Origin of the sequence: Pseudoxanthomonas wuyuanensis (genome assembly GCF_900215535.1) — a bacterium.
In the GTDB taxonomy this organism is placed as follows: Bacteria; Pseudomonadota; Gammaproteobacteria; order Xanthomonadales; family Xanthomonadaceae; genus Pseudoxanthomonas_A; species Pseudoxanthomonas_A wuyuanensis.
Map to the genome: position 1 here is coordinate 903651 of NZ_OCND01000001.1, position 26825 is coordinate 930475.

Annotated in this window: 21 protein-coding genes; 9 read left to right on the plus strand and 12 right to left on the minus strand. The window is 63.6% G+C overall.

Translation table 11 applies throughout. The annotated features are described in order from the left end of the window. Nucleotides 1–39: 39 nt before the first annotated feature. The 6 genes from CRO39_RS03810 to CRO39_RS03830 form a co-directional block, all read right to left on the minus strand. The gene (locus tag CRO39_RS03810) at nt 40–4650 is read right to left on the minus strand and encodes an AAA family ATPase (RefSeq protein ID WP_097120506.1); all 4611 of its coding nucleotides are present in this window, start codon (nt 4648–4650) and stop codon (nt 40–42) included. Between the two features lie 42 nt (nt 4651–4692). Continuing rightward, a complete protein-coding gene (locus CRO39_RS03815; RefSeq protein WP_097120507.1) occupies nt 4693–6405 on the minus strand; it encodes a UvrD-helicase domain-containing protein in 1713 nt (570 codons plus the stop codon). Nucleotides 6406–6422: 17 nt separating this feature from the next. Beyond that, complete coding sequence (locus tag CRO39_RS03820; RefSeq protein ID WP_097120508.1) at nt 6423–8228, minus strand: ATP-dependent nuclease; 1806 nt, start codon at nt 8226–8228, stop codon at nt 6423–6425. Nucleotides 8229–8368: 140 nt separating this feature from the next. Next, nucleotides 8369–9454 carry a site-specific integrase gene (locus CRO39_RS03825; protein ID WP_097120509.1) on the minus strand — a complete coding sequence of 362 codons (1086 nt, stop codon included), beginning with the start codon at nt 9452–9454 and terminating at the stop codon, nt 8369–8371. 108 nt (nt 9455–9562) lie between these two features. After that, nucleotides 9563–9973, minus strand: coding sequence for a hypothetical protein (locus tag CRO39_RS20430; RefSeq protein ID WP_141400712.1), 411 nt, complete (start codon nt 9971–9973; stop codon nt 9563–9565). Between the two features lie 357 nt (nt 9974–10330). Further along, a complete protein-coding gene (locus CRO39_RS03830; RefSeq protein ID WP_097120510.1) occupies nt 10331–11299 on the minus strand; it encodes a helix-turn-helix domain-containing protein in 969 nt (322 codons plus the stop codon). Nucleotides 11300–11443: 144 nt separating this feature from the next. On the opposite strand from CRO39_RS03830, the gene CRO39_RS03835 reads away from it, so the two are divergent. Continuing rightward, nucleotides 11444–11773, plus strand: coding sequence for a nuclear transport factor 2 family protein (locus tag CRO39_RS03835; protein WP_097120511.1), 330 nt, complete (start codon nt 11444–11446; stop codon nt 11771–11773). Between the two features lie 37 nt (nt 11774–11810). Next, on the plus strand, nt 11811–12584 hold the full coding sequence (locus tag CRO39_RS03840; protein WP_097120512.1) for an SDR family oxidoreductase: 774 nt from the start codon (nt 11811–11813) through the stop codon (nt 12582–12584). Nucleotides 12585–12681: 97 nt separating this feature from the next. Here CRO39_RS03840 and CRO39_RS03845 read toward each other — a convergent pair whose 3' ends face one another. Further along, a complete protein-coding gene (locus CRO39_RS03845; protein WP_202926259.1) occupies nt 12682–13074 on the minus strand; it encodes a type II toxin-antitoxin system VapC family toxin in 393 nt (130 codons plus the stop codon). Between the two features lie 11 nt (nt 13075–13085). Then, nucleotides 13086–13376, minus strand: coding sequence for an antitoxin (locus CRO39_RS03850; RefSeq protein WP_097120514.1), 291 nt, complete (start codon nt 13374–13376; stop codon nt 13086–13088). 248 nt (nt 13377–13624) lie between these two features. Between CRO39_RS03850 and CRO39_RS03855 the strand changes: the two genes are divergently transcribed. Continuing rightward, nucleotides 13625–13879, plus strand: a complete 255-nt coding sequence (locus tag CRO39_RS03855) for an antitoxin (RefSeq protein ID WP_097120515.1) — start codon at nt 13625–13627, stop codon at nt 13877–13879. A gap of 129 nt (nt 13880–14008) precedes the next feature. Here CRO39_RS03855 and CRO39_RS03860 read toward each other — a convergent pair whose 3' ends face one another. Next, nucleotides 14009–15349 carry a GTP-binding protein gene (locus CRO39_RS03860; protein WP_097120516.1) on the minus strand — a complete coding sequence of 447 codons (1341 nt, stop codon included), beginning with the start codon at nt 15347–15349 and terminating at the stop codon, nt 14009–14011. A gap of 198 nt (nt 15350–15547) precedes the next feature. Between CRO39_RS03860 and CRO39_RS03865 the strand changes: the two genes are divergently transcribed. The 6 genes from CRO39_RS03865 to CRO39_RS21275 all read left to right on the plus strand — a co-directional run bounded on the left by CRO39_RS03865 (nt 15548) and on the right by CRO39_RS21275 (nt 22683). Continuing rightward, nucleotides 15548–16315, plus strand: a complete 768-nt coding sequence (locus tag CRO39_RS03865; RefSeq protein WP_238394531.1) for an ABC transporter ATP-binding protein — start codon at nt 15548–15550, stop codon at nt 16313–16315. Continuing rightward, a complete protein-coding gene (locus CRO39_RS03870) occupies nt 16312–17739 on the plus strand; it encodes an ABC transporter permease (RefSeq protein WP_097120517.1) in 1428 nt (475 codons plus the stop codon). Before CRO39_RS03865 ends, CRO39_RS03870 begins: the two co-directional genes overlap by 4 nt. Beyond that, nucleotides 17736–19103 carry a DUF3526 domain-containing protein gene (locus tag CRO39_RS03875; protein WP_097120518.1) on the plus strand — a complete coding sequence of 456 codons (1368 nt, stop codon included), beginning with the start codon at nt 17736–17738 and terminating at the stop codon, nt 19101–19103. Before CRO39_RS03870 ends, CRO39_RS03875 begins: the two co-directional genes overlap by 4 nt. 160 nt (nt 19104–19263) lie before the next feature. Next, a complete protein-coding gene (locus CRO39_RS03880; RefSeq protein ID WP_097120519.1) occupies nt 19264–21414 on the plus strand; it encodes a TonB-dependent siderophore receptor in 2151 nt (716 codons plus the stop codon). Nucleotides 21415–21424: 10 nt separating this feature from the next. Continuing rightward, a complete protein-coding gene (locus CRO39_RS03885) occupies nt 21425–22564 on the plus strand; it encodes a PepSY-associated TM helix domain-containing protein (RefSeq protein ID WP_097120520.1) in 1140 nt (379 codons plus the stop codon). Further along, the gene (locus CRO39_RS21275; protein WP_274382252.1) at nt 22561–22683 is read left to right on the plus strand and encodes a hypothetical protein; all 123 of its coding nucleotides are present in this window, start codon (nt 22561–22563) and stop codon (nt 22681–22683) included. The genes CRO39_RS03885 and CRO39_RS21275 overlap by 4 nt, the downstream gene beginning before the upstream one ends. A 43-nt stretch (nt 22684–22726) precedes the next feature. Here the strand turns inward: CRO39_RS21275 and cobA are convergent, their stop codons facing one another. The 3 genes from cobA to nirD form a co-directional block, all read right to left on the minus strand. Beyond that, a complete protein-coding gene (cobA, locus tag CRO39_RS03890) occupies nt 22727–23518 on the minus strand; it encodes a uroporphyrinogen-III C-methyltransferase (RefSeq protein WP_097120521.1) in 792 nt (263 codons plus the stop codon). A 155-nt stretch (nt 23519–23673) separates the two neighbouring features. Then, nucleotides 23674–26442, minus strand: a complete 2769-nt coding sequence (locus tag CRO39_RS03895) for a nitrate reductase (RefSeq protein WP_097120522.1) — start codon at nt 26440–26442, stop codon at nt 23674–23676. Further along, the gene (nirD, locus tag CRO39_RS03900) at nt 26442–26825 is read right to left on the minus strand and encodes a nitrite reductase small subunit NirD (protein WP_097120523.1); all 384 of its coding nucleotides are present in this window, start codon (nt 26823–26825) and stop codon (nt 26442–26444) included. The genes CRO39_RS03895 and nirD overlap by 1 nt, the downstream gene beginning before the upstream one ends.

The following is a 26825-nucleotide window of genomic DNA, read 5'->3' on the forward strand; positions in this document are numbered from 1 at the left end:
AGGAAGATTTATCGAGGGTAGGGGAGGTCTGTAGGCTCATCATCCACTCGATGAGCGATGCCGTCGCGTCTTGGGGCGAAAATAGCTTGAGGCATTGACGGTTCTTTTATCGAGATCCAGTGTGATACTTCTAGCTTCGGAAGTGTTTAACTCAAGCATGCGCTCGAAGATGTAAGCGCCAAGCTCTTGGTGCGGCGCCGCCATCTCCTGCAGTCGAAGGGAAACGGTGAGCAGGTGCTCTGTGAGGAAATAGCGCGATGAGTTGTTGTCGAGGAAATCGTCGTCGACTGCATCCAACAGGGATCGCACGACGTTGGCAACGATCAGGGGTGCGGCTTCCAGCATCGAGACCAGACAGTCCCCCAAATTGTTGTCAGCAACCTGCTTGAGCAGGTTGGGGCGAGCCGCTAAGTGTTCGAGCAACTCGCGGCTGGCGGCGTCCGACTTCAGAAGTCGCCGGGCGAACACCCAAGCCGCTGCTGCCACTACCTTGTCGTCGCCCGAGTCCAGCAGACGCAGCAAGTAGGGCTGGAGCCGAGCGCGGAAGTCCGCCTCCTGCCACAGCTCGGCGGTGGCATAGGCGATGCCGGTGCGGCGTTGGACCAGGAAGGGCTCATCATCCGGGTCCTTCAAGTGTTGCCCCAGCAGTTCCTGCACATCTGGTTCGTCCTCGCCCTTCAGGGCGAACCGAAGCATGAGGATCTCACCCGCGGCCTGGGCAGCAAAAGCTGTCTGCGTTGCGTACAGCGCATCCAGTAATGTGTGGGCAGTTGCCGCCGAAATCCAATGCTGGCTGTTTGCGAGGAGCACTGCGCCGGCCTTGAAGTTGCAGAGCCCGGGATAGGATTGAAACAGTTCCAGAAGGAAGCGCTGTGCGCGGTCATGATCGGCGCATACCAGCCATCTCAGGTCGTGGGCCAGGGTTCCCCAGACCTTTAGCTGTTCTTCGCGGCCGAGATGTGTCTCGAGCAGGGACAACCACGCATCCGTAAGCGGGGGTTCCTGTGAAAGGCAGGCGTGGGTCAACGCCGAGAGAATGGGATAGTTGCCGCTAGGCATGATGACGAAGCCGCCGTGGCTCCACAGGATGCTGCCCGATGGATCCTTGTCTTCGGCATCGTCTTCGGTCTGGGTGCCGTCGTCGGGATCGTCCTGCAGCCATGAGGTCAACAGATCGAACAGATCCTGTGGCAGTGGCGTATCGGCACTCACGACCGCGCCGGCGGCATACGCCGCATCCCTGCGGAACTCCACACCGTCAAAGCCCTTGTGGTTCAACTCTAATATGAGCGAATGTAGCGCGGTAGCGTCGTGCTTGCTCTCTCCGAGCGCTCGCAGCACGGCGCCGACCGCGATTTCGTTGTTGTCCGGATGCATCTGGCGGATGAGGCGGATGGCCTTGTCCGGTACGACCTTGGCGAGCTCAGCCAGTTCACGGCTAGCCTGTATTACGCCGCCACGCATGTGATGTCTTGGATGGTCCCACTGCGTCTGATCGGTGAGTTCGGCAAACAGGCTGAGAATGTCTTCCTCCGACGCCCGTTGCATGCGCGTGGCGTCCATGGGGCTGTCGATCCTGCTGAATCCGGAAATGCGGACATCAGCGTCGTCCAGGCCCGGGAATGCCCGCTCCTCCTCGGCGACATGGCGGCGGCAGGCCGCGCTCATGCGTTCCGGCGGGATGGCCCGCAGCAGGCGCAAACGATGCTGGCGCGTCCATTGCAGGCGGTGAAGACGCGTCTTTGCATCGTCATCGGGAAGGTAGATGTATCGGTTCCAGCCACGGATGGCCCGTTCCAGTTGCTGGATCTGCTCTTCGTCGAGGTGCGGCGAGACCGCACGGATGAGGCGTTTCGTGTCGCCATGTGCATCGCGATAGCTGCCAATCACCAGACGCCTGGGATTCTCGAGCAGGAACTCGAGCGCTTCAGCAGGGTACCGCGGGGCCACCCGCTGCAGGCCCAGCGCAAGCAGCCGCTGGACGGGCATCAGGTCGGACTGTCGATTGGACTGCAGGAGATCAAGGAAGTCTTCGGGATGACGTTCTGCCAGCAGTTTGATTCCGGCGATCACCGCCGAGATGAAAGGCTTCTCGCGACGCAGCTCTTCATCGTCGAGATCGGGAAATCTCATGTCGACGCTTCTGTACCCGACGACGAAATCATGAGCATCCTGCGAAAGGAGCCGGATCGACTTCAGCACCCAAGGCCAGACCGTCGCCATGAACTCTCGCGGTGCGGCTTCAGCGACTGCCCGCAGGTCGTGCAGTTCCTGCCCGTTCAATATCTCCGCGAGACGCACCGCCTCTTCAGCGGGCTGCCGCACGTCGGCGGTCTTCTGCCGCAGCCAGGCATCGAGTAACAGCGGCGCCTGACTCGGATCCGCGCCGCTGACGACGCTGAGCATGTGGTTGGCCTGCCAGCCCGAGATCTCCGTCCTGGCAAGAATCTGCCGGCATAGGGCGATGCAGTCCGCGTCCCAGGCCGGCAGTTGCTCCAGCACGAACCAGGTCAGCGGATCCTTCTCCGCACTGGCTTGCCAATGGTCCCGGATCAAGTCCAGTACACGGGATTGCCGGGAAGGCAACGCCCGCCACAGCACCGGCAGCGCGACGCGGGCATCCTCGACCGGCAGTCGCAGGATCTCCACCAGGTGGTCGTTAGCCAGCCAGTCAAACCAGCCCGGGCTTCCGGGAACCGTGGCGAGGATGCGGCGCCGGTACCAGCCGTCGTACCACTTCTCCGCGACCAGGGCCGCCTCGTTGGAGTCGGGGTCCTGCAGTTGGCCGAGGAACTCGATCAGCAGCATTTTCAGGTGGGGGCGAAGATTGGCGTGCCAGAGCCGTTCGATCTCCCGAGAATAGGTGGGGCGGTCGACTGCACGCATGTAGGCGACCGAGTGCCACAGCAGCGGTCTGATCCGCAGGCTGTGCTGGCGCGCCAGCACGGTATCGGTGAGCTGCCCGGGCGCGTCGACGAAGCTCCGTGCGCGGATGTACTCGTAGAGCGTTTGATGCCGGAAGCCGACGCGGCCACCCTCGCAGAGCAGGATGCCGGACCTCGAGAGTCGTTGTAGTTCGGGGTGGAAGGCATCGAACAGCGCCTCCGGCAACCAGAGGACTTCCCGCTCTGCCATGCGCGCAGTGATCTCGTACAGCGCCGTGCGCGAGCGCCGGCTCACGTCGGACAGGACCTCCTGTTTCCACAGCTCCCCGAGCATGTGCTGGTACCCGAGCAGCAGCTCTTCCTCGTCGGTGGTGTTGATCAGCTGCAGGAACAGGTTCAGGGTCTGGGGCGATCGCAGGTCCTCGCGGATCGAGGCATTCCATCCTTTGGCGTGAATGCCATATTTCCCGAGTGTCGCCTCGACGTTGTCCCACGTGGGCAGATCGAGCGTCATCGTCTCTGCGTCGAGATTCCGCAACCGTGTGTCGTGCCGATGCTCGAATACCCGGCAGGAGGCCACGATGTGAACGTTCTGCACGCCCGAAAGCCCGCGAATCAGGTCCATGGGCGCACGCAGGCGCGTGGAGTGCTGGACGACCAGATCCGCAAGCGCATCCAACTGGTCGATAAGGACGAGCACTTTCGTGGACTTGGCCAGCGCGACCACGCAATCGATCGGATCGGCGGGCAGGTTCAGATGATCGCCCAGCGAAGGCGTGTCGACGACGTCCTCGGACAGGTAATCCGCCTTGATCGCGAGGACAGGGATGCCGAGCGCGGCCTGCTCCCGCGCCAGCCTGGCGAGCAGCGCCGATTTGCCGCAGCCAGGCTCGCCGAGTAGGAGCGTTAACGAGGCCGGCTCTTCGGCGATTCGTTCGCAAAGCGCGTCTAGCTCGGGCCGCTCCAGCCAGTCGTCGTTGGGCAGCGTCGTCTTCCAGTCGGCCAGGTCGGCCGACGCTGCGGCAAAGCGGTTGGACACTTGGGCCGGATCCAGCGAAATGGCGTTGCGAATGAAGCCGACACCACGCTCATCCAGCGCCTGCACGATCTGGTCGCGGTCCAGCGGTCCGGGTGGAGCCCGCAGCCCGCTCTGGTTGCCACGCGCCATTGCGGTGAGCACGTCGGCTGCGGTTTCGGGGTCATCGACCTGAAACTGTAGCGCTGAGAGGTTGACGGCTTCCCAGCCTTCGAAGTTGTGCGCGCTGCCGATTTGGGTGTGTCTGACCAGATCGAAGGCGCTATCAACGGGACAGTCCAAGACACCTTGGAGCTTGGCAAGAGCTACTTTGAGTCGGGAGCTGGCTTGCGCTTCGAATACCTCGTGGCTTGCGTAATCTCGGGTACTCTCGACCAGAGCTGCCAAGTCGCCGAACGGCGTTTGCGAGCAGAACTCGATAATTACATCCGGCGTCTTCTGCAGCTGTCGGCGCGCCTTGACCAATTCTTCCTTCAGATCCGAATCCGATATCTGCCAGTTACGGTGGTTCGGGTGATTCTTCTTTGCCTGTATGTGTCGGGTCGTGCCGCTGCTATAGGTAACGACGATGTCGTCCACATCGACGGTCTCGGCCCCCCCCGGAAGAGCCACGGCGTCCACTTGTACGGAGGCGATGCTCGGGTCGGACAGCAGCCTGATTAGCCAGTGCACGGCGACAGCCAGCTGGTACTCGTCTCCACGGTGGGATCTTCTGGCGGCGATGCTCATGCGTTAGACCGATAGGTAAGGCAAGGACTGTGTTCTCAACTGTCAGCCAGGTGGGAGTAGATGACAAGGATCTATTGAAGGAGTCATCACGGTTAAATTGGATCGCGCGCGTGTAGAGGCGACATGTAAGTTGAATCGCGTGGATCGCTCCGAGTCGGGTCCTCGTTGAACGAAGTAGCGTTGGAATGGTCCCTCAAACACGATGACCTCGTCGAACTCTTTTCCTTTGGCCTTGTGTATTGTCATCACGGATACGCCTTGGTGGGCGCGTCCTGTGGCCGAAAACTGATCCTCTACGACGGCTGCTCGCAGGAGCGACCTCGCGTCGACATAGGCACCGCGTGCCCGCCAGGCGTCGGCGAGGACTGCCTCAATCTGGGCGCCTCGGCGCAGCAATCGCATGTGCCGCGCTTCTTTCGCTACGGATTGAAGTTCGGTTCTGTGGCTCGCTGCGATAGCAGCTCGCACCGCGCGCCAATCTGAGACTGGGTCGCCAGTAAGTTGGAGTTGTGCCACGTCCACTAATAGCTGGCGGACTCCTGGTCCAACGCCTGCTGCTCCGTAGCCCCTGTCGCCTAGTGTCCTGACTGCGGTCGCTAGGGTGCGCATCCGCCGGGACCTGGTGATCGCAGTAGTCGAAGCATTCTCACTGCGCCCGACCTCAAATGCCGCAAGTGCTTCCAGAACAGCGGCACCAAGTTCGATGTCGGAGGTTCTGGGTTCAAGTAGCAGCGCAATCAGCATACCGGCCAGCATCGGGCCCTCGGCCGAGACAACAATGTCGACGGGATACCTCGGAAGCCCGTGCTCTGCACCGTGCATGTAATCAAACACGGCTGCGGCTAGGGGATTCGACGGCACCAGAACAGCCAACGACCAGGTTTCCCTTCGCCTTAGTCGGTTTGCAGTTTCAAGCACCTTCTGCTTCAAAGGTCTGAGGCTGCGACCTGCGTAGCGAACCACAGAGACACCTGTGTAGGGCTGTTGGCGGAATGCCCCTTCGAGAATCGCATCCGCGAATGCAGTGATGTCCGTGCCAGCACTGCGATTGTTCTCGCTGAGGAAGTCGAACTCGGTCGGGGCGAATGCTTCAATGAAATCATTGAAGCGCCGAGGGCTCGCACCCTTGAAGTCGTAGATGCGCTGCTTTGGATCGCCCAGTGCAATAAGACGGCTGTGCTGGCCCAAGCGGGAGATCATTGCCCACTCTTGATCATTCGTGTCTTGGAATTCATCCACGATGATCGTCGGATAGGCATTGCCGAAGGCCTGAGCCAAAACGAGCGATTGTTCCAGCAACTCTGCTAGCAGGATGGGGAAAAGATCGAATGCAACCAATCCTTCCTCATCAAATAGCTGCCTCTGGCGCGCGGTGCGTGCATCGCCGGCGAGTCCCACAAGGCGTTCTCGTGCCTGGGCGGGAAGTAAAAGGGAAACTCCGGGTCTTGTGCCGAGCAGATACGCATGACTCTTCAGGACCGACCACGCGAAGCCATGGTAGGTGTTGATTTCGATGCGGCGCAGCTGATCTTTGGGAAGCGTCGCCGTAGCCTGCTCCGTGACGCGGGCAATCGTGGCACGAGCGAAGCTCAGGAATAGCGCCTTCCCCGAATTTCCTATGCGTCCGGTCGCGAGGTCTTCGCAGGCTTTGGCAAGTGCGATTGTTGTCTTGCCTGACCCAGCGCCGCCTCGAACTACGATGTGGCCATCCGTTCTAAGTAGGCGTTGTCGTTGTTCGCAGAGCACCAAAGGCATGGCGCTATGTCCCCTGCTTAGATGATTGGAATAGGAAGAGGAGGCAATTGGGGCGGCGGGGGAGGAGCAGGGGGTGCCGGAGGCGGTTCAACCATCAGTCTTAGTTCGCCGAGAATTCTCATGATGGTTGCGGGAAGATGCCCAATCTCACATTGATCGAAGAAAAGAGTGAGGTAGTCATTGCCCTTCTTGTGTCGAAGAACCTCAAAGAAGGGGGCGGCATAGGCATCATCTGCTGAATTTGGCGAGGGCAGCACGTTGAGCAGTGCTTGTGGCCACTCGCCCTGTTCTACAAGCCATTGGACGAACTGTCTTTGCCTCGCGATTGGAACTTCTGCCCAGAGAAGATGCTCGAATCCTGGGTAAGGCTGTTCAAATGCTCGATCACTTGCGGCCTCGATAGCGGCCTTCGCCACGGGCTCTTGCTGGTCAAAGATCGTTGCCACGGTCTTGCCCAGACCACGGAAGAATGTGGCAAACGGGGCAACGGCAGTATCCCCAACCGCGTCGAATGGAACCCAGCCAAGCGAGTCAAGACGCTTGTGCGCAGCGGGCGCGATTTCAGCGGCACGACGTGATACTGCACTGTATGCAACGAACTCAGTCTTTCCTTCGACCACAAGAACTCTTCGTGCGAGAAGCGCTTCACAGAAGCGCGTGCGGAAGCCATCTCGGAAGATTTTGAGTTTGAGATTAGGCGGCAGCAACACGGGCGTGGCGGACATGTGCCCAGCAGCGTCCCTACGCACAACCGTCATCTGTTCGGGCTTGAACTGCTCGATGACATATGGGGAGTGGGACGTGAACAAGGCTTGAGACGCGAGGCCTCGCACTTTGTCGACCACTCGCTGCTGGACGTGCGGTGGAAGCGAAAGCTCAGGCTCTTCCATTGCGAAGATCACGCGACCTGCTCGACGTTGCGCAATCAATCCCAACATGGCCAGCACCAGCGCGTTGATCGTTCCCGAACCTTGGTGCTGAAAGGGTGCCGCGTAGCCGGGCACACCTGTGGCAAGGAAGGATTTCAAGACGCGTCGGAGGTCCTCGCGTGTGAGTTCCGAAACCCGGAGATGCGGAGCATCCGCCCACTCGCCCGGAACGATCTCCCGCATTGCATCCCGAATGGCGGTCAGGATCTGGCCAAACTCCGGGTCCTGTTCCCCAACCACATCAAGCACGCGCAAGCGATCCAGGAGTCCTTCCCACATCCGCGTCCTAACCTCGTAGGTCCGCAGGATTACATCGAGCAAAGAACCCCGTTCCATCGACAGCGCACGGCTTCCAGTGCGAAGCGCGCGAAGATGGAGGAACCCAAACTCCCTCTTGTCCGAGGACCGGCATTCGCTTGTAGGAACATCGTCAACATTTCGAGGAACGGCAAACCATGTCTTGGCGGTGAATTCGTCGGCTTCCTGGTCGTATTCGCCTTCGAACCTGATCCGGACCGCTGGCTCCACCCCGGGCTGTGCTGCCTGAGCTGCACCGCCAGGTCCGATCAGCACGCCATCGCTTTCGCGCCAAAACTCCAGATTGTTCCGGAAACGCTCGCAATGCTGTGCGTCGAGCCCTGCGATGACTACTTCGACAACAATCTTCGGTGCTGGGTGCTCCTCGTCACCCCGGTAGGCACCGCCGAAGAAATCGTGTTCATCGATGACCTGGCTTCTGGCTAGCCTGTCTGCGCCGATGGCGAGCTCAATGGCTTCGAAGACCGTCGACTTTCCGGTGTTGTTGTCGCCAAGCAGGACCGTGGTCCCGGCAAAGCGTAGGTCGGCCAGTCGAATGCCACGGAAGTTTTCAATGTGAACGCGAGCAACGCGCATGGCTTCTCCCAAACCGAGACGTTGAACGAAACTTAGGGCACTTTCCTCGAACAGCGGAGGATAGGGCGTAAGGTCGCATCTTTCGTCTCCACAGCAAAATGGCGGCAAGTAACGCACAGCGCTTTGCGCACTGGCGATTCTTAGTCTTCGAGAAGGCGAGCGGCTGGATTTGCCGTAGCTCCGCCTGTTTGAAAATACCCTACAACACTCGACACTGCCCGATGTTCGGTCAACTGCATGATCGCTGGTAGCGATACGCCCTGACGGCTAGCCTCGGTCACGAACCCCGACCGCAGGCTGTGCCCCCCAAAATCCCCCTCCAGCCCTGCCAGACGCGCGCGCCGTTGCACGATCTCACCCACGGCCGCCGGCGACAGGGCAGGGCCTAGTCGCTGTTTCCACAACCGCCGGAAGATCGCGCCCTCGGTGATCCCGGCCGCGTCCAGCCATTCTTCCAAAGCCAGCGCCGCCCGATCGAGCACCGGCTTGTCCGGCGTGGAGGAGGCGGTGACACCGGCTTGCTGGGTTTTGCTGTGCTCAAGGCGGTAGATGTAACCCTGTGGGCCGATTCGCCGCAGGTCACGCATGTCCGCGGCAGCGACCTCGCTACGCCGCCGCCCCCCGCTGGCGAAAGCAAAGCAGAGTAGGGCACGGTCGCGGAGTCCTTCCATAGTGTCATCGCAGGTGGCCAGCATGGCCTCCAGTTCAATCAAAGTGATCGCTGTTTTTTTACGTGGCCGTTCGCCGCGTTTGACCGCCGCGCGCCCAGCGCGGCTCAAGACGGTCCGAACCGCAGGTTGCTCGCAAGGGTTGGGGAGCTGTTTAAGCCGATGCGCGGTCGATAGCACGGCGACGCGATGCCTCACGGTCGACAACGTCCACGCACCGAGCTTGGCTTTCAGGCCCGCGGCTACCAACGCCTGATCGACCGCCGGCGGCAGCTCCCAGATCAGCTCACCCTCGGCTGAGCGTCGCACGACATGGTCGACCACGAACTGCAACACGGCGGCCTCCGGCACCGGCAGGGTCAGCTCAATTCCATAGCGTGCGGCGTGCCAGCCAGCCCAGTAGCGCAAGGCGCTGGCGTAGCTGCGGGTGGTGTTGGCCGCCGCGGCTTCAGCGAGCAGTTCGCGCACGGCGTCGGCCGCCTGTTGAGCCAGCTGATCGGGCAGCACCAGGCTGGAAGTCGGTTGCGCGAGGGCAGAAATCGGGTGATTATCTTTCATAGTATGTAATGTATGCTACGAATAAAGCAGTATAGCCACGATAATCATCACTTATCGCCAGTACGAAATTGGCATCGACTCCAGTGCTGTTCCCCTGATTTTTTGATTTCAGCAAGGTTCGTTTGGCAGGTGTACCCAACCGTTCTCTACACGTTGAAATCGCCTTTTCTGTACGCAGCGTTGACCGTCCAGCAAAGGGGCAGGGCGTGCGCGTGATGGCGCTGCCGGATAACCTGCTGCCGCTCGTTGAATCGCTTGCTCTGCGGCCGCACCTTCTCGTTGCCACTGAGCGTCCATCTTCTTGATATCGGCGTTTAGCTGCAGGGTCGCTTCCCGAATTTCGTAGCGTCGGTAAGCCCCTACAATCATGCTGTGAGCCATCAGGGCGAGGAATACGCCCAGTGCCACTTGCCACCAGAGCGAGCGAGTTTCTTCCGGTACTGCGTTGATCCGGATAGGCTCCCTGAACTCGATGCTGGAAAGGTCCGGTCTTCCCATTCGTGGTTCTTCGCGTTCCATGGCATTCCCCGGTTAGCCTGGCCGAACCCTATCATCACTGTCGCCCTCGGGGGCGTTACCAGATCACGCGCAGCCGTGTGTCAGCCGGTCCGCAGGCCGTACGGACGTTTTGTTGTCCACGACACTTGTTGTCCACGACACACGCACAGGGCTGCGCCTTGGCTGAGAGGATTGCCGCTGCAAAAGCCGTGTGTGGGGCGGATCTGGGGCCACATCCGCCGCGACGGCATCGTTCCAGCAGCAGTTTCAGCAGGGACCAGTAGTAGCGGCCAGCCATCCTCAATTTCGCATAATGCATATTATGTAAAGATAATCCTGCGACAGGCGGCTCCGCCGGCTGCACATATCACGTAACTGTCAGGCTTCATCGACGCCTTTGGCCTGCCTCCGGAACTGACGAGGCGCAATTCCGAATCGCTGCTTGAAGGCGGAAGTCAGGTGGCTGTGGCTGGAGAACCCCGTCGCCAAGGCGATGCTCGTGATGTCCTGGCGCGTGCTTTCCAGCAAAGTGCATGCGACGTGGAGCCTCTGCGAAATGACGTACTGAAGCGGTGTCATTCCGAAGGTATGACGGAATGCGGCAATCAGATGATGGGACGTCATGCCGACCAGAGTTGCCAACTCATCGAGGGACAAGCGCTGGTCCAGGTGGGAAACGATGTAATCCTCTAGCCGTCGTTTCGTGCCATTGGAGAATGTTGGCTTGGCTCCGTTTGACGCGCTTGGCTGGGCTTGTTCGGCGTACTCGCGCAGCAGGTGAAGCCCAAGCACCTGTGCCATGGATTCGCGGAGCATGCCCGACAAGTCGTCACTCTCGTTGCCGAGCTGGATCAGACGGCCCGTGAGCCCATGCAGCAGCGGATCGCGAAGCTTCATCAGCGGGCGGATTGAGCTCATCTGCGGCCGGTGGCCAGTGAGCGACCTCAGCCAGGCTTGGTTGATGTGGTATTCCGCATAGGCGATGCTGCCGCCCTGAGCACGCCCAACGTAATGCGCGCCTGCCGGGATGAGCCATATCTCACCGATCCTGGCGGGTGCGCGGCACGCCTCCCCTCGCCCGATCCGCGTTTCAAGACGCCGCATCCCGCCTTCCAAGTGAACGATCAGCGTGTGTTGCTCCCGTTCGATCTCCCATTGCGTGGGCTCGGCAATGTCCTCCGAGGCTACCGAAAGCTCTCCCCCCACGAACGGCACCGCCTGGCTCGCGATCATCTTTCGCCATCGATAGCCTGGGGCGGGCCCACCGCGACTGCGCGCCAGCTGTCCCAGCGCCTCCTCTCCGGCGGCACGCGCGGTCGCGGAAAAATTTGAAAGTTCGTCGGACATTCTGAAAGCCAGGCCGCGAGGGACTTCCTATAAAGGGTACCAACGACAGGTGGGCAGCTGGTCCTATCTTGAGGGTACTCCTCCCGCGTGACCAGCGTTCTTCCCGTCGGATCGGGGCGGCTGCCCCATTGGTAAAGGAGACTCATGCCTGTTCCCACGTTGCCGCCTCCGCTCGACGCCTTTGTGGCCGCTGTGAACGGGGGTGATACCGACGCCGCGCTTGCCCTGTTCGCCCCGGAAGGCGAGATCGACGATTGGGGCCGCCGTTTCACCACCCCAAAAGCGATGCGCGCTTGGAGCGATAGGGAATTCATCGGTGCGCAGGGCTATATGACCGTCACCCGGGTCGCGCGGATAGGCAATCAGATCACCGTTGATGCCGCCTGGAAGAGCAACCACTACTCAGGCGCAAGCCGCTTTCTTTTCACGCTCGTCGACGGACGCATCCAGCAAATGCGAATCGTGGGCGAATGACATCCCCCCAACCCACATCCAACGGGAGACAGCACTCATGAGTGACCACAGCATCAAAGGCAAAGTCGTCCTTATCGCCGGCGGCGCGAAGAACCTCGGCGGGCTGCTGGCCCGCGACTTCGCGCAGAATGGTGCCAAGGCCGTGGCCATCCACTACAACAGCGTGGCGGCGGCGAAGGATGCCGAAGAGACCGTGAAGGAGATCCAGGCTGCCGGGGCAAAGGCTGTGGCCTTCCAGGCGGACCTGACCACCGCAGGCGCTGTCGAAAAGCTGTTCGCCGATACCGTGGCAGCGGTCGGCAAGCCGGACATCGCCATCAATACCGTCGGCAAGGTACTGAAGAAGCCGATGGCGGACATCAGCGAAGCCGAGTACGACGAGATGTCCGCGGTGAACTCCAAGTCCGCGTTCTTCTTCCTCAAGGAGGCTGGCAAGAATCTCAACGACAACGGCAAGATCTGCACCGTGGTCACTTCGCTGCTGGGCGCGTTCACGCCCTTCTACTCCTCGTACGCAGGCACGAAGGCACCGGTGGAACACTTCACCCGCGCGGCCTCCAAGGAATTCGGCGACCGCGGCATCTCCGTCACCGCCATCGGTCCCGGGCCAATGGACACGCCATTCTTCTATCCCGCTGAAGGCGCCGACGCGGTGGCCTATCACAAGACGGCCGCCGCACTCTCGAACTTCTCGAAAACCGGGCTTACCGATATTGAGGACATCGTGCCCTTCATCCGCTTCCTGGTATCCGATGGTTGGTGGATGACCGGGCAGACCATCCTGGTCAATGGCGGCTACACGACCAAATAGCCACAGCCCCCGCCAGGTGGCAGCGGTGCTGCTGGTCGCCGTTGGTGAGCAAATTCGGTGATCGCGCTCATGCATCAGTTCCTTGTGGTACTGCGTGCTATGCCCAGTTTTCCAGAATGAGCGGTGCTTCGATTCGCTCGTAGTGGCGGCTGTTGTTGGTGACCAGCACCGCACCCGCCGACAGCGCGTGTGCGGCGATCATCATGTCCATCTCGCCGATCGGCTGGCCGGTGCTGACCAGTTGGTGGCGAATCTCGGCGTACCAGTCCGCCGCATCGGTGTCCCAGGGCAGGATACGGACAATCTTGAGGAACTGGCGCACCGCCAGGTGCAGTCGATGGTCGGCGGGCAAGCGCTTCAGGCCGTACTGCAATTCCGCTCGGGTCATCACCGAAACGCAGACCGCCGAGGGCGCGAGCGCGGCCAGCTTGGCTTCGATCGCCAAAGACTTGCCCTTGATCAGGTAGCTGGCCGTGTCGGTATCCAGCATGTGCAACATCGTCAGCGCCCTGCCGGCGATTGCGGGGTCTCATCATCGAACAGGCCGCGCTCAGGCGGCACCACGTTCAACGGGCGCTCGGCCATGAAATCGTCGGGCACGTCCACGGCGCGTAGCAACTCGAAGAACTCGCCCCAGGCCTTGGCGCCGGGCCGGGTCGAGAGGACGACATCGCCGGTCGCCTCGTCGCGGGTGATGAACACCTCCTCCCCCTCGAAGCGGAACTCCATCGGCAGGCGGACCGCCTGGCTGGCGCCGTTCTTGAACAACTTGGCAGTACGGGTCTCGATCATGTCGTGTCTCCCAGCGGGGCCGGAAAAGTATATGCATGAATATATACCTCAGGCGCAGGGCTGTCCAGCTCCCCGGTTTTGGGGCGCATAGAACGGGAGTGCGGTTTAGCGGCAGTCACTTACCTTTGTCTGATAAATCAATCAGTTACCTGAAATAAGGCATCCAGTCAGTGAAGTTCCCCGGCTCCCAGTCTGGCCTCCACATAGGCGCCAATGTGGGTTTGTGGGAACCTGCTGGAATCGCGTCCATGAGCCGACTGACCATCGATATCACCGACCAGCAGCACCAAAGCCTCAAGGCGCTGGCCGCCATGCAGGGCAAGACGATCAAGCAATACGCACTCGAACGGCTATTCCCCGGCGACGCGAATGCCGATCAGGCATGGCACGAGCTGAAGACCCTGTTGGGTGAACGCATCAACGAAGGGCTGGCGGGAAAGGTGTCAGCCAAGAGTATTGGCGAAATTCTTGATGAGGAGCTGGCCGAAGGCCGCCGCGCTTGATCGCCATCTTCCATGAGCGCATGGACTTGATGATGCGACTGGCCACCAGGCTCGATACGTAGGGGCGCATGAGGTGGGTGCGCTGTCTTTGTCTTCCAAGCGCCTGAGCGGCAGGCAGGCACTGTTCTCCTATCTGCGCCACACCGGAAACGGATCCGGAAACTCCGTCCATGCATGCGGCCCAAGCGCCATCTCATCGTCCTGCAACAGGCATCCATCGAGCGCCTGCGTGGCTGCGTCCGCATCCAGGTCCACGCCGATGATGGCCAGCTCCTGCCTGCGGTCGCCCCACAGCGGGTGCCAGAGACGCTTCATGGCCTCGTATTCGCGCTCATCGGCGACTTCCTGTTTGCGTGGCAGCGGGGCCGTCCAGCGGGACAGCAGCCGGCGCTGCCAGCCCAGGTCGGTATACGGCAGCGGCGCCGTTGGTCCCGGATCAGGGAGCGTGCCTACCTGTTGCGCATCCACGCGCTCGCGCGCGGCGAACCAGAATCCTGCCGCCTGCGAATGGGTAGAACCGCCTACCGTGGACAGTTCCCCCACCCAATCCATGCGGCTGGCCAGCCAGAAGAATCCCTTGCTGCGGATGACGCCGTCCATGCCGTCCGCCAGCAAACGCGCGAAACGCAGCGGGTGAAATGGGCGGCGTGCGCGATAGACGAAGCTGGAGATGCCGTATTCCTCGGTCTCGGGCGTGTGTTCGCCCCGCAGTTCCTTCATCCAGCCCGGCGCCAGTTGCGCTTTGACGTAATCGAAACGTCCGGTATCCAGTAGCTGTTCCAGCGGCACGTCGCCGTTGCCCGACTCGATGATGAGCGCATCGCGGTTCATTGCGCGCAGCACGCTGCGGGTGCGGTCTATCGACGCCGGCTCGATTACATCGCACTTGCTGATCACAATGACATCGGCGAACTCGATCTGTTCTCCCAGCAGGTTGACGATTCCGCGGTCGTCTTCCGGCCCGGCCTGCATGCCGCGATCGGACAGGCGCTGCGGCGAGCAGAAGTCGCTGAGGAAGTTCGCGCCGTCGACCACCGTCACCATGGTGTCCAGCTTGGCCACATCCGACAGGCTGAAGCCCTGCTCGTCGCGCACTGCGAAGGTTGCCGCCACCGGCATCGGCTCGCCGATGCCGGTCGATTCGATCAGCAGGTAGTCGTAGCGCCCCTCCGCGGCCAAGCGTCTGACCTCCTGCAGCAGGTCCTCGCGCAGCGTGCAGCAGATGCAGCCATTGCTGAATTCGACCAGGGCCTCCTGGGTACGGCTGAGACCCGCCCCACCCTCGCGGATCAGTTGCGCGTCGATATTGATTTCGCTCATGTCGTTGACGATCACCGCGACCCGGCGACCGTCGCGATTGCGCAATACCTGGTTCATCAGCGTTGTCTTGCCGGCACCCAGGAAGCCGGAAAGGACGGTAACGGGCAATGGGCGGGAGGCGGAGCGGGAAGCGGGATCGGTGGCAGGCATTGGCATTGGGGCGCCTTGCGGGATGGGGGTGAAGCCGGACCGGAGCGGTCAGGAACCGCTGGTCTTGCACTTGAATTGTGATGATATAACATCCCTCTTCCGTCGAATGGCGTCAACCCGCTACCGCTGCCCGCCAAGCTGCTGACCCTCGCTGATGGCCGGCGCGCCAACCCGGTTTGAAAATTCCCAGGATTGAACATGACCATGGAAACACCGATGCACACATCCAGCGCCGACGCATCGCCGCCGGCACTGCAGGCCGAAGCGCTGGAATACCGTTATGGCGACAACGCCGTGCTGCGCGGACTCGATCTGCAAGTCAGGCGGGGCGAAATCTACGCGCTGCTGGGCGGCAATGGCGCGGGCAAATCGACCACGTTGAACCTGTTCCTGGGGTTCATCGCCGCCTCGGCCGGCAAGGCGAACGTCTGCGGCCATAACGCCTACACCGAGGCTTCGCAGGCCCGCCGGCTGCTGGCCTATGTGCCCGAAAGCGTCGCGCTTTACGATCACCTGTCGGCGCGCGAGAACATCGGCTACTTCCTTTCGCTGGCCCGGGTGCCGCGCGACCAGGCGAGCGTCGTCGAACCCGCGCTGCGCAAGGTGGCGTTGCCGCAGGAGGCCTGGGACCGCCGCGTTGCCGGTTTTTCGAAGGGAATGCGGCAGAAGGTCGCCATTGCCCTGGCCCTGGCCCGCCGGGCGCCGGTCCTGTTGCTGGACGAGCCCACCTCAGGGCTGGACCCGGGCGCCACCACCGAGTTCAACCGCTTGCTGGAAACGCTGAAGTCCCAGGGCGTTGCGATTCTGATGGTCACCCACGACCTGCTGGGTGCGGCGGACGTGGCCGATCGCATCGGCTTTCTGGACCGGGGCCGGCTGGACGCGGAGCTGGAAGCCGATGGGCCGGAGCGCTTCGACGTGCAGTCGTTGCACCGGCGCTATGCGCTGGGAGCGATGCCGGCATGAGCAGCCTTGCCATCGTGTTGCGGGTGGCGTGCGAAGAATGGCGACTGCTGCTGCGCAATCGTACGGCGCTGGGCGCCAGCGTGCTGGCGACGGCGCTGGTGCTGACCGCCGCCCTGGTCAGCCACGAACAGCGGCGCTCGCTTGCGCAGAGCCGCGCGCATTACCAGGCGATGGTCGACGAGCAATTCGGCGCGCAGCCGGACCGCCATCCGCACCGCATGGTGCATTACGGCCAGTTCGTCTTCCGGCCGCTGACTCCGCTGGCCTTCTTCGATTTCGGCGTGGACGCCTTCACCGGCAATACGCTGTTCCTGGAAGGCCACCGGCAGAACAGCGCCAACTTTGCCGATGTCCGCCAGTCCTCGCTGCTGCTGCGGTTCGGGCAGCTGTCGCCGGCGTTCGTGCTGCAGACGCTGGTGCCGTTGCTGATCATCTTCCTGGCGTTCGCTTCGGTGTCGCGCGAACGCGAAAGCGGCAACCTGCGCCTGCTGCTGTCGCAAGGCATCAGCGGTTTCCAGTTGCTGCTCGGCAAGGGCATCGGACATGCCGGCATCGCATTGGCGGTGATGTCGCCGGCGGCGCTGGCACTTGTGGCCAGCGCCGCGACGGGAGCCGCGCGCCCCGCTGCGGTCGCCGCCATCATCTTCGCCTATGCCTGCTATCTGATTGGCTGGGTGGCCCTCGGCATTCTGGTATCGGCCTGGGCCCGGCGCGGCCGCGACGCCCTGCTGTTGCTGGTGGGGATATGGATTGCCGGGGTGATGCTGGTTCCGCGCACGGTGCCCGGGCTGGCGCAGCAGCTGCATCCCTTGCCCACCCGGCTGGAAACCGATATCGCCATCCATCACGACATGGCCGCCATCGGCGACAGCCACAATCCCGACGACCCCTACTTCAGCAGCTTCCGGCAGCAGGTGCTGCAACGCTACAACGTGACCCGTATCGAAGACCTGCCGGTCAACTATTCCGGGCTGGTCTCGATGGAAGGCGAGCGGCTGACCAGCGAACTGTTCGATCGCTACGCCGGACAGGCCTTTGCAGTGGAAGCCGCGCAGAACCGTTGGGTAGGCCGGGCGGCATGGCTGAGCCCTGTGATTGCGCTGCGCCAATTGTCGATGCGCCTGGCCGGCACCGATGGGCGCAGCCACCAGGATTTCCTGGAACAGGCCGAGCGCTACCGTTACCGGCTGATCCTGGACCTCAACCGCATGCACGCCGAACAGGTGCAGTACGAAGGCGACAAGGACCACCGTCTTTCGCACCAGAACTGGACCGGACTGCCACGTTTCGATTACCGGCCCATCGATCCGTTCCGCGAACCGGCGCACCTGCTCCATCCGCTTGCGGTGTTTGCGGGGTGGTTGCTGCTGATATCCGGCTTGCTGATCCGGCGCGGCCGCCAACTGGGAAGGAGCGTGCGATGAATCTCTGGCGCACCGAACTGGCCCTGATCCTGCGCTCGCGCATGGCGGTGGCTGCCCTGTCGTTGCTGTTGGCCGTCAGCGCGGCCGCCATCGTTGCCGGCCTGCACGCGGTATCGCTGCAACAGAGCACCATCGCGCGGGCGCTGCAGGCGCAGGCCGGAGAAATGGCCACGCAGGCCGCACGGCATTCCTACGCCGGCAACGACGCTGGCGATACCGGCTACTACACCTTCCACGCCACCTGGGATCCCCCTTCCCCGCTGGCGTTCGCGGCGCTGGGCCAACGCGACGTCCATCCCTACCTGCTGCGGATCCGGTTGCTGGGCCTGCAGGCGCAGTTGTACGAGTCGGAAAACTTCAATCCGGAACTGGCGCTGCCCGGCGGGTTCGACTTCGCCTTTGTGCTGATTTATCTGATGCCGCTGGTGGCGATAGCGCTGATGCACGATCTGATCGCCGGCGAGCGCGAAAGCGGCCGCTTGCGGTTGCTGGCGGCCACCGTTCCGGGCGATGCGCGCGGTCTCTGGTGCCGGCGCATCCTGTTGCGCATCGGACTGGTGCTGGCCGCGCTGCTGCTGCCTCTGCTGGCCGGGTTGGCCTATGCGGGAGCCCTGGGCTGGCAGGCGCTGGCGGTGACCATCGTCAGCGTGCTCTATACGACGCTGTGGTTTGCGGTATCGGCCTGGGCGGCGGCGCGCCAGCGCAGTTCGGCGACCAGCGCGATGCTGATGATCGGCATCTGGCTGACCGTCACCCTGCTGCTGCCTACCCTGGCCAACGCGCTGATCCAGCGTGCGGTGCCCGCCGGCCGCGGCGTCGATCTGATGCTGGAGCAGCGGCAACAGGTGCACGCAGGCTGGGACCAGCCCAAGGAAGAAACCTTCGAACGGTTTTTCCGAAGCCATCCGGAATGGCGCGGCACGCCGCCGGTGACCGGGCGCTTCCATTGGAAATGGTATTTCGCCATGCACCAGGCCGGCGACGACAGCGTTGCCGGGCAGGCGGCGGACTACCGCAACAGCCTGTTGACGCGGCAGCGATGGACCGATCGGGTCGGCTGGGTGCTGCCCGGTGTTGCGACCCAGGGGCTGCTGCACCGGCTGGCCGATACCGATCTGCACGCGCAACTGGCCTATCAGGACAGGATTGCATCGTTCCATGAATCGCTGAGGCTCTACTTCTATCCTTACCTGTTCCAGGAACGTCCCTTCCGGCGCTCCGACTTCGACGCCATGCCAAGCTACGCGGTGCGTCCTTCGGCAGGCTCGCTGCCGTGGCTGTCGCTGTTTGCATTGTCGATGTTGACGATTCTGATGGGCGTGTTGGCCGCACACGGTTTGCTCCGGGCAACAGCGCTCCGGTAACGCCGGCCGCCGAACATCCGATACCTTGCGGCGGCTCTCCGGCCGCCGCGCTTGCGTGGAAGCAGCTGGCCGGCCGCTCCCACAAGCTGAGGCGTATCCAATCGCCGGGAGCCAATGCTAGACTGATGCGCTTGATAATCATTCGCATTTCGGAATCCGCATGGCTCCCTCCCCCGTCGTATGTTCCCTGCTGGCAACCGCGCTGTTGCTGGCCCTGGCCGATGCGCGCGCCCAAACCGCGCCCGATAGCGGGACGGTGGCCGATGCCGGCGTCACCGAACTGGATTCGGTCCAGGTGGTCGGCCGCGCGCAGACGCTGTACAAGGCCGAAGACGCGGCGGTCGGCACCCGCACCGATACGCCGCTGGCGCTGGTGCCGCAGTCGGTGCAGGTGTTGCCGCGCGAACTGATCGACGATCAGGCCGCGCGCCAGGTCACCGACCTGTACCGCAGCATCAGCGGCATCAGCCATTTCAGCTATGCCGGCGTCACCCTGCGCGGGTTCCGCCAGGAAAACGTGTTGTATGACGGCCTGCGCGGCGACCCCTACGCCGGTTTCTCGGTGCCGCAGCTGTTCAACATCGAACGGGTCGAAGTGCTGAAGGGCCCGGCCGGCGCGCTGTACGGCGGCGGCGATGCCGGCGGCGTGATCAACTATGTCACCCGCAAGCCGCAGTCCAGGGCGCAGCGGCGGATCGAGATCCAGGTCGGCAACGAGGATTTCGTCGCCGGGTCGTTCGAAGCCACCGGTCCGGTCAACGACGCCGGCAGCGTGCGCTACCGCGCGGGCGCCTACGCCGATGGCGAGGAAGGCGTGCGCTGGAATGCCGACAGCCAGAGCCTGATCGGCGATGCGTCCATTGCCGTGGACGTGGGCCAGACCGGCGAACTGATCCTGCAGTACACCGACATCACCCAGAACCTGGGCGGCAACCGCCTGCGCGGCGTACCGGTGAACGACAACGGCTACTTCCTGACCGACCGCCGCTGGAACCACAACGAGTCCACCGACTTCCTGGACATGAAGGCCAAGGTGGCGCTGGCGCAGTACCGCTTCTCGCCATCGCAGGCCTGGGACGTGGACTTCGCGGCGCGCTGGTTCGAGAACAGCGAACACCAGATCTATCACGAGCCGATGGGCCTGATCGATCGCGATGGCGACGGTACCGCCGAATGGATGACGCGGCAGCTGCGCAACCAGTACCGCGACAACGATGCGTTCACGGTCAACGGCAATGCGGTCTGGCGCTTGGCCACCGGCGCGCTGGAACACAAGCTGCTGTTCGGCGCCGACTACTACCGCATCGACGCCGATTTCAGCGCGCAGACCGTCAACCCGGTAGAAGCTGGGGGCGCCGTGCCCGGCATCGATCTGTTCGACCCGATCTATGGCGTGACCTCCTACCACGACTACGGCCTGGCCGCCCTGCCCTGGCGCCATACCAGCACCCGCGGCATCCGCTACGGCGGCTACGTGCAGGACGAAATGACCCTGACCCCGCGCTGGCATGTGCTGGCCGGGCTGCGCTGGGACGGATTCGAGGACGAGGACCTGATTGGCGGCAGCCGCGTCGATGGCCACGATGTGAGCTGGCGCCTGGGCAGCACGTTCGTGTTGCGCGAAGGCCTGAACGCCTACGCCAATATCGCCAGCGGCTTCGTGCCGCAATCGACGGGCAACCAGAATGCCGCCGCTGGCGGCCCGTTCGACCCGGAACAGAGCAAGCAGTGGGAAATCGGCCTGAAGAGCCTGCTGGCCGATGGCCGGCTCACGCTCAATACCGCGCTGTACCGGATCGAGCGCAGCAACATCGTGCAGGCGACCGGCGAAGTCGTCGATGGCGTCAATCAGTTGGCCGCCCTGGGCCTGGTGCGCAGTGAAGGCCTGGAAATCGATCTGCTGGCCGATGTCACCGACCGCTGGGTGGTCAACCTGGCGTACGCCTACAACGACGCGCGGGTAATCGATGCCGGCAGCAACGGCATCACCAATTCCTCTGGCGACCGCTTCGCCAACGCGCCGCAAAACAAGCTGGGCATCTGGACGCGCTACGATCTGCCGGCCATCGCCTCGGCGATTGGCTTCGGCGCCGATTACACCGACGAGCGCATCAGTCTGGACGGGCAGCGGGTCAAGCCCTACACCATCTTCGACTTGAGCTGGCAGACGCAGTGGAAGGACTGGAAGTTCCAGGCCAACATCAAGAACCTGTTCGACAAGGTCTATGCGGCCAGCGGTTTCATCGAACGCAACGGCCACTTCCCCGGCGAACCGCGGCGCTTCTACCTGCAGGCCGCCTACGCGTTCTGAGCTGGATTGCATGCGCCAGCTCTCGCCAGCGGATAGATATTCCCCTGCCCTGCCCTCGTCCAAAGGCGGCGGCAGGCGGCGCTGGTTCGATCTGCATAGCTGGGTCGGGCTGAAGCTGTGTCTGTTGATGGGCTTCATCTGCCTGACCGGCACGCTGGCCGTGTTCGCCGCGGAGATCGACTGGCTGCTGCATGCGGAAATGCGGGTGACGCCGCGCGAAACCCGCGCCACATGGGGGCAGATGGTCGGCGCGGTGCAGCGGACCTATCCGCGCTGGACATTGGAAGGACTGGCCGCGCCGCATGCCTCGCGCTTTGCCGCCGTGGCGCAGATGCGCACAGTCGAAGGGCCACGGCGCTTTGTCTGGGTCGATCCCTACACCGGGCAGGTCACCGGCGACACCCATTGGTTCAACGCCCACCGCCTGCTGCGCAATACCCACCGGCACTTGATGCTGCCGGTGAAGTACGGCGTGCCGCTGGTGGCGGCGTTGTCGATTCCACTGCTGCTTTCTTTCCTGAGCAGTTTCTTCATCTACAAACGCTGGTGGCGCGGATTCTTCAGCTGGCCCCGCGGCGACCGCCCGCGCCGGCTGTGGGGCGATATCCATCGCCTGTTCGGCGTCTGGAGCCTGTGGTTTGTCGCGTTGATCGGGCTGACCGGCGGCTGGTACCTGGTCGAATCGCTCGGTGGCAAGGCCACGCCTCCGGCCAAGATCGCCGTGCCTGGCGATGGCAAGACGGCAGCGCCCGCCGACCCGGCCGCCATAGACCGCGCGGTGTCCGAACTGCGGCAGCGCTGGCCGGAGCTGGACGTCGGAGGCATGCGGCCCAGCGTCGATGGGCAGGGACTGCTGATCGATGGCCAGGCCCAGGCCTGGCTGGTGCGCGACCGCGCCAATGTCGCCGGCTTCGATCTGCGCGATGGCCGCCTGTTGGAGCGGCAGGATGGCCGCGACATGGGCCTGCACCAGCGCATCGCCGAGATGGCCGACCCGCTGCATTTCGGCAGCTTCGGCGGCTGGCCGGTACGGCTGTTGTGGTTCCTGTTCGGCGCCGCGCTGACCGCGCTCAGCTTTACCGGCGTCTATCTGTACGGGCTGCGCGTGGCCGACGCGCTGCGCTCGGCGCGCAGGCGGAACAGGTCATGAAACATCCCGATCCCGGCCCCTGGAAACTGGCTTGGCGCGGCATGGGCCGTTGGCGCTGGCTATGGCTGTTACTTCTGTTGCTGTGGCTGGCGCTGATTCCGCTGGAAGTCATGAAATAGACCGCTAGCACGGCGACAACGGGCGCGAACGCGCTTCAGCGGCTCAACCCTGCGCCAATAGCTGCGCGGGCGGTGCCGTAAACGCGTCCTGCAGCGCGGCTTCGGCCAACGCCTTTCCCACCAGGATCACGCCTGGCATTCCCGGTTGCAGATGGTGGCGGTCGCCGACCAGCCGCTCCAGCGTGGTAAGCAACCGGCATTCCTCCGAATGGCTGGCGGCCTGCACGACAGCGACCGGAGTATCGGGCGGCAGGTGCCCCAGCAGTCCGGCAGCGATCGAGTCCATCCGGCTCATGCCCATGTAGATCGCCAGCGTGGTGCCTGTGGCGGCCAGCGCGGCCCAGTCGGGCTCGCCGTGATCATGCGTATGCGCGGTGACGAAGGTGATGCCGTGGCAGTGATCGCGATGGGTCAGCGAAACCCCCAGGCTGGCGGCGGCGGCGAAGCCGGCGCTGATGCCGTTGATGATGCGCACGCCGATGCCGGCCTGGCGCAGGAATTCGATCTCTTCGCCGGCGCGACCGAACAGCAGCGCATCGCCGCCCTTCACCCGCACCACGCGCAGACCCTGCGCGGCATAGCGTCGCATCAGCCGGCAGATGAACGCCTGCGGCGTGGAGCGGCAGCCGCCGCGCTTGCCGACCCGGATCACCCGCGCCAGCGGCGCCAGTTCGACGATTTGCGGATTGACCAGCTCATCCAGCAGCAGCACCTCGGCGGAGGCCAGTGTCTTGGCTGCCTTGATGGTCAGCAGGTCGAGATCGCCGGGGCCGGCCGACAGCAGCACGACTTCGCCGGGAACGCGGCGCGGTGTCTGGGTTGATTCGCTGTACATGGATGCTCCTTTCGTGGTGCTTTTTTGTAGTGCCGACATGGCATCCTGTGGGAGCGATGTAAGTCGCGACCGGAAACATCAAGCTCGCGACTTACGTCGCTCCCACAGGCCGAGTTTGCCCGGCTCTACGGGTGAAGCCAGCTGCGGATTGTTGGTCATGCCCGCTGCGGTTGCCGGCACAGCTGCGCCAGTTGCGGCAGGCACGAGCCGCAAACCGTGCCGCAGCCCAGGCGTTGTTTGAGTTCGACCACGCCGGCGCCTTGCGCCACCTGCGTACGGATCTGCGATTCGCGCACCTGCATGCAGTTGCAGACCACCGGATCGCGCGCGCCACCGCCGGATTGCGCGAACACCGCCAGTCGCGAACCGCTCCATGCGCGGCCGGACAAGGCGGTATCCAGCAGCGACTCGCTGGCGGGATTGCGCTGCGCGTCGGTCAGCAGCAGGCCGTCGATATGGCTGCCGTCCGCTTCCGTGCGCCAGCCCACGCGCTTGAGCAGGCCGCGGCGCGCGTCGCGGTACTCCAGCGTGTCGGGGCCGGACGCCAGATCCAGCGCTTGGATCAGGGTCTCCAGCCAGTCTTCCGCTGGCGCGGACTCGGCGGCGGCGCGCAGCGCCAGCCAGGCCTTTTCTTCCGAAGCGCCGGTTTCGGCATACAGCCCGATCGCGGCGAATCCGCAATCCTTCAATAGCGGCTGCACCGCCGCCTGCATGGCCAGCACGTCGCCGCGCCGGGCCGCCAGCAGATGCCAGCCGAACTCGGCCTTCTCCACCCGCACCGCCGCATGCTTGAGTTCCGGCTGCAGCGAGCGCGCATCCACCGCCGGCTGGCTGACTTCGTTGATGCCGCCGCTGGAAAGGAACTGCCCGCTCCAGTGCATCGCCGCGAACACGGTGCCGGAATTCACCTCGTCCGACAGTTCCAGCGGCAACACCAGTTCGCCGCGTTTGCTGATCACCCGCACCAGTTCGCCCGCCGCCAGGCCGCGGCGTGCGGCGTCCTCCGGCTGCATGCGCAGGCCCGGCTCGGGGCTGTGCGCAAACAAACCGGGCACGCGGCCGGTGCGCGACATGCCGTGCCACTGGTCGCGCAGGCGGCCGGTAAGCAAACGCAACGGGAAACGCGCGGACGTCGGCTCGGCCACCGGCCGGTACGGCGTGACGTGGAAACGCGCCTTGCCGCTGGCGGTAGCGAACACACCATCGCCGTAGCGGCGCGCCTGGCCCGCGGCGGCACCTGCGGCGAACGGCCATTGCTGCGGTCCTTCCGCTTCCAGCCGCGCGTAATCGATGCCACCGATATCCAGATCGCGGCCAACGGTCAGGCTGCGATGCTCGTCGAAGATGGCCGAGGGTTCCTTGAACTCGAACATCGGCGCCACGCCCGGCGGCGCCAGCCGCGCTTCGATGCGGCGTGCGACTTCATTGGCGATCCACCAGTCGGGCTGCGCCTGGCCCGGCGGCGCCACGGCCTGCCGCACGCGCGAGATACGCCGTTCGGAATTGGTTACCGTGCCCTCCTTCTCGCCCCATGTGGCTGCCGGCAGCAGCACATCGGCATAGGGCACGGTGTCGGTGTTGCGGAAGGCTTCCTGCACGATCACGTACTCGGCATGCTGCAAGGCCTCGCGCACGCGGCCGATGTCGGGCATCGAGTGCACGGGATTGGTGCAGGCAATCCACACCGCCTTGACCTGGCCGCTGCGCAGCGCCTCGAACAGCGGCACCGCCGACAGGCCCGGCTTGGCCGACAAGGTATGCGCCGGCAGACCCCACAGTTGTTCCACTTCGGCGCGGTGCTGCTCGTTGCCAATCTCGCGGTGCGCGGCCAGCATCGTGGCCATGCCGCCGACTTCGCGCCCGCCCATCGCGTTGGGCTGACCGGTCAGCGAGAACGGCCCCGCGCCCGGCCTGCCGATCTGGCCGGTGGCCAGATGCAGATGGATCAGCGCAAGATTCTTGTCGGTACCGTGCGCCGACTGGTTCAGGCCCATGCAGTACAGCGACAGCGCCGCCGGACTGCGGCCGAACCATTCGGCAGCCTGGATCAGATCGGCCAGCGCAACGCCGCACAGGTCGGCGGCCATGCGCGGGGTGTAGTCGCGCACCAGTTGCTTGAGTTCGGCGAAACCTTCGGTGTGGTTGGCGATGAACGCCGAATCGATCAGGCCTTCCCAGATCAGGTGATGCAGCATGCCGTTGAACAGCGCCACATCGGTACCGGGCTGGATGGCCAGGTGCAGGTCGGCCATTGCCGCGGTATCGGTACGGCGCGGATCGATCACGATCCAGCGCACCTCCGGGTCGCGCTCGCGCGCGTCTTCCAGGCGACGGAACAGCACCGGATGCGCGTAGGCCATGTTGCTGCCGGCGAAGAGCACCGTCCTGGCCAGCTCCAGGTCTTCATAGCAGGTGGGCGGACCATCGGCGCCCAACGCCAGCTTGTAGCCGGCTACCGCGCTGGACATGCACAGGCGCGAATTGGTGTCGATATTGTTGGTGCCTAGCAACCCCTTCGCCAACTTGTTGAAGACGTAGTAGTCCTCGGTCAGCAATTGCCCGGACACGTAGAACGCCACCGCATCGGGCCCATGTTGCTGGACGATGCCGGCCAACCGGTCGGCCACGGTATCCAGCGCCACCGCCCAGTCCACCGGATGCCGCGGCTCATTGCGCAGGCGCCGCAGTTCCGGATGGGTCAGGCGGCCGGCCGGGTCGGCACTGGTCTGCGGCAGATTGCGGCCCTTGGTGCACAGGCGTCCGAAGTTGGCCGGATGTTCCGGATCGCCTTCGATGCCGACGATGCGGCTGGGCCCGCCGTCGACGTGTTCGGCGTCGATCAGCACGCCACAGCCCACGCCGCAGTAGCAGCACGTCGAGCTTGTGCGGGTGCGTCGTACGACCGGGGCGCCGGTGCCGTCCATCACCCCGTGCTCCCTGCACTACCCGGCAAGTCATCCAGCGACAACCAGACTTCGCCGGCCTCCACGCGCGCCGGGAATTTGCGCACGCAGCCCACATCGGGCGCGCAGGCTTCGCCGCTGGCCAGCGCGATGTTCCAGCTGTGCAGCGGACAGGTGACGGTTTCGCCAGCCACGATGCCCTGCGACAGCGGCCCGCCCTTGTGCGGGCAGCGATCCAGCACCGCATAGACCTTATCGGTGGCGGTGCGGAACAAGGCGATGTCGTCTTCGCCCTCCCGTTCCAGCACGCGCGCTCCCAACGCCGGAATGTCCTCCAGCCGGCAGATGCGTACCCACGCTGCCGGTTGCAGCGCCGGTCCAAGTTCCAGTTCGACTGCGCTCAT

Excerpts from the sequence above, each read along its gene's own strand:
- CRO39_RS03815 (WP_097120507.1), bottom strand. The coding sequence starts at position 6,405 with ATGCCTTTGGTGCTCTGCGAACAACGACAACGCCTACTTAGAACGGAT.
- CRO39_RS03865 (WP_238394531.1), top strand. The coding sequence starts at position 15,548 with ATGACCATGGAAACACCGATGCACACATCCAGCGCCGACGCATCGCCG.
- nirD (WP_097120523.1), bottom strand. The coding sequence starts at position 26,825 with ATGAGCGCAGTCGAACTGGAACTTGGACCGGCGCTGCAACCGGCAGCG.
- CRO39_RS03875 (WP_097120518.1), top strand. The coding sequence starts at position 17,736 with ATGAATCTCTGGCGCACCGAACTGGCCCTGATCCTGCGCTCGCGCATG.
- CRO39_RS03820 (WP_097120508.1), bottom strand. The coding sequence starts at position 8,228 with ATGCGCGTTGCTCGCGTTCACATTGAAAACTTCCGTGGCATTCGACTG.
- CRO39_RS03895 (WP_097120522.1), bottom strand. The coding sequence starts at position 26,442 with ATGGACGGCACCGGCGCCCCGGTCGTACGACGCACCCGCACAAGCTCG.
- CRO39_RS03855 (WP_097120515.1), top strand. The coding sequence starts at position 13,625 with ATGAGCCGACTGACCATCGATATCACCGACCAGCAGCACCAAAGCCTC.
- CRO39_RS03845 (WP_202926259.1), bottom strand. The coding sequence starts at position 13,074 with ATGCTGGATACCGACACGGCCAGCTACCTGATCAAGGGCAAGTCTTTG.
- CRO39_RS03885 (WP_097120520.1), top strand. The coding sequence starts at position 21,425 with ATGCGCCAGCTCTCGCCAGCGGATAGATATTCCCCTGCCCTGCCCTCG.
- CRO39_RS20430 (WP_141400712.1), bottom strand. The coding sequence starts at position 9,973 with ATGGAACGCGAAGAACCACGAATGGGAAGACCGGACCTTTCCAGCATC.
- CRO39_RS03880 (WP_097120519.1), top strand. The coding sequence starts at position 19,264 with ATGGCTCCCTCCCCCGTCGTATGTTCCCTGCTGGCAACCGCGCTGTTG.
- CRO39_RS03830 (WP_097120510.1), bottom strand. The coding sequence starts at position 11,299 with ATGTCCGACGAACTTTCAAATTTTTCCGCGACCGCGCGTGCCGCCGGA.
- CRO39_RS03860 (WP_097120516.1), bottom strand. The coding sequence starts at position 15,349 with ATGCCTGCCACCGATCCCGCTTCCCGCTCCGCCTCCCGCCCATTGCCC.
- CRO39_RS03840 (WP_097120512.1), top strand. The coding sequence starts at position 11,811 with ATGAGTGACCACAGCATCAAAGGCAAAGTCGTCCTTATCGCCGGCGGC.
- CRO39_RS03825 (WP_097120509.1), bottom strand. The coding sequence starts at position 9,454 with ATGAAAGATAATCACCCGATTTCTGCCCTCGCGCAACCGACTTCCAGC.
- CRO39_RS21275 (WP_274382252.1), top strand. The coding sequence starts at position 22,561 with ATGAAACATCCCGATCCCGGCCCCTGGAAACTGGCTTGGCGCGGCATG.
- CRO39_RS03810 (WP_097120506.1), bottom strand. The coding sequence starts at position 4,650 with ATGAGCATCGCCGCCAGAAGATCCCACCGTGGAGACGAGTACCAGCTG.
- CRO39_RS03835 (WP_097120511.1), top strand. The coding sequence starts at position 11,444 with ATGCCTGTTCCCACGTTGCCGCCTCCGCTCGACGCCTTTGTGGCCGCT.
- CRO39_RS03870 (WP_097120517.1), top strand. The coding sequence starts at position 16,312 with ATGAGCAGCCTTGCCATCGTGTTGCGGGTGGCGTGCGAAGAATGGCGA.
- CRO39_RS03850 (WP_097120514.1), bottom strand. The coding sequence starts at position 13,376 with ATGATCGAGACCCGTACTGCCAAGTTGTTCAAGAACGGCGCCAGCCAG.
- cobA (WP_097120521.1), bottom strand. The coding sequence starts at position 23,518 with ATGTACAGCGAATCAACCCAGACACCGCGCCGCGTTCCCGGCGAAGTC.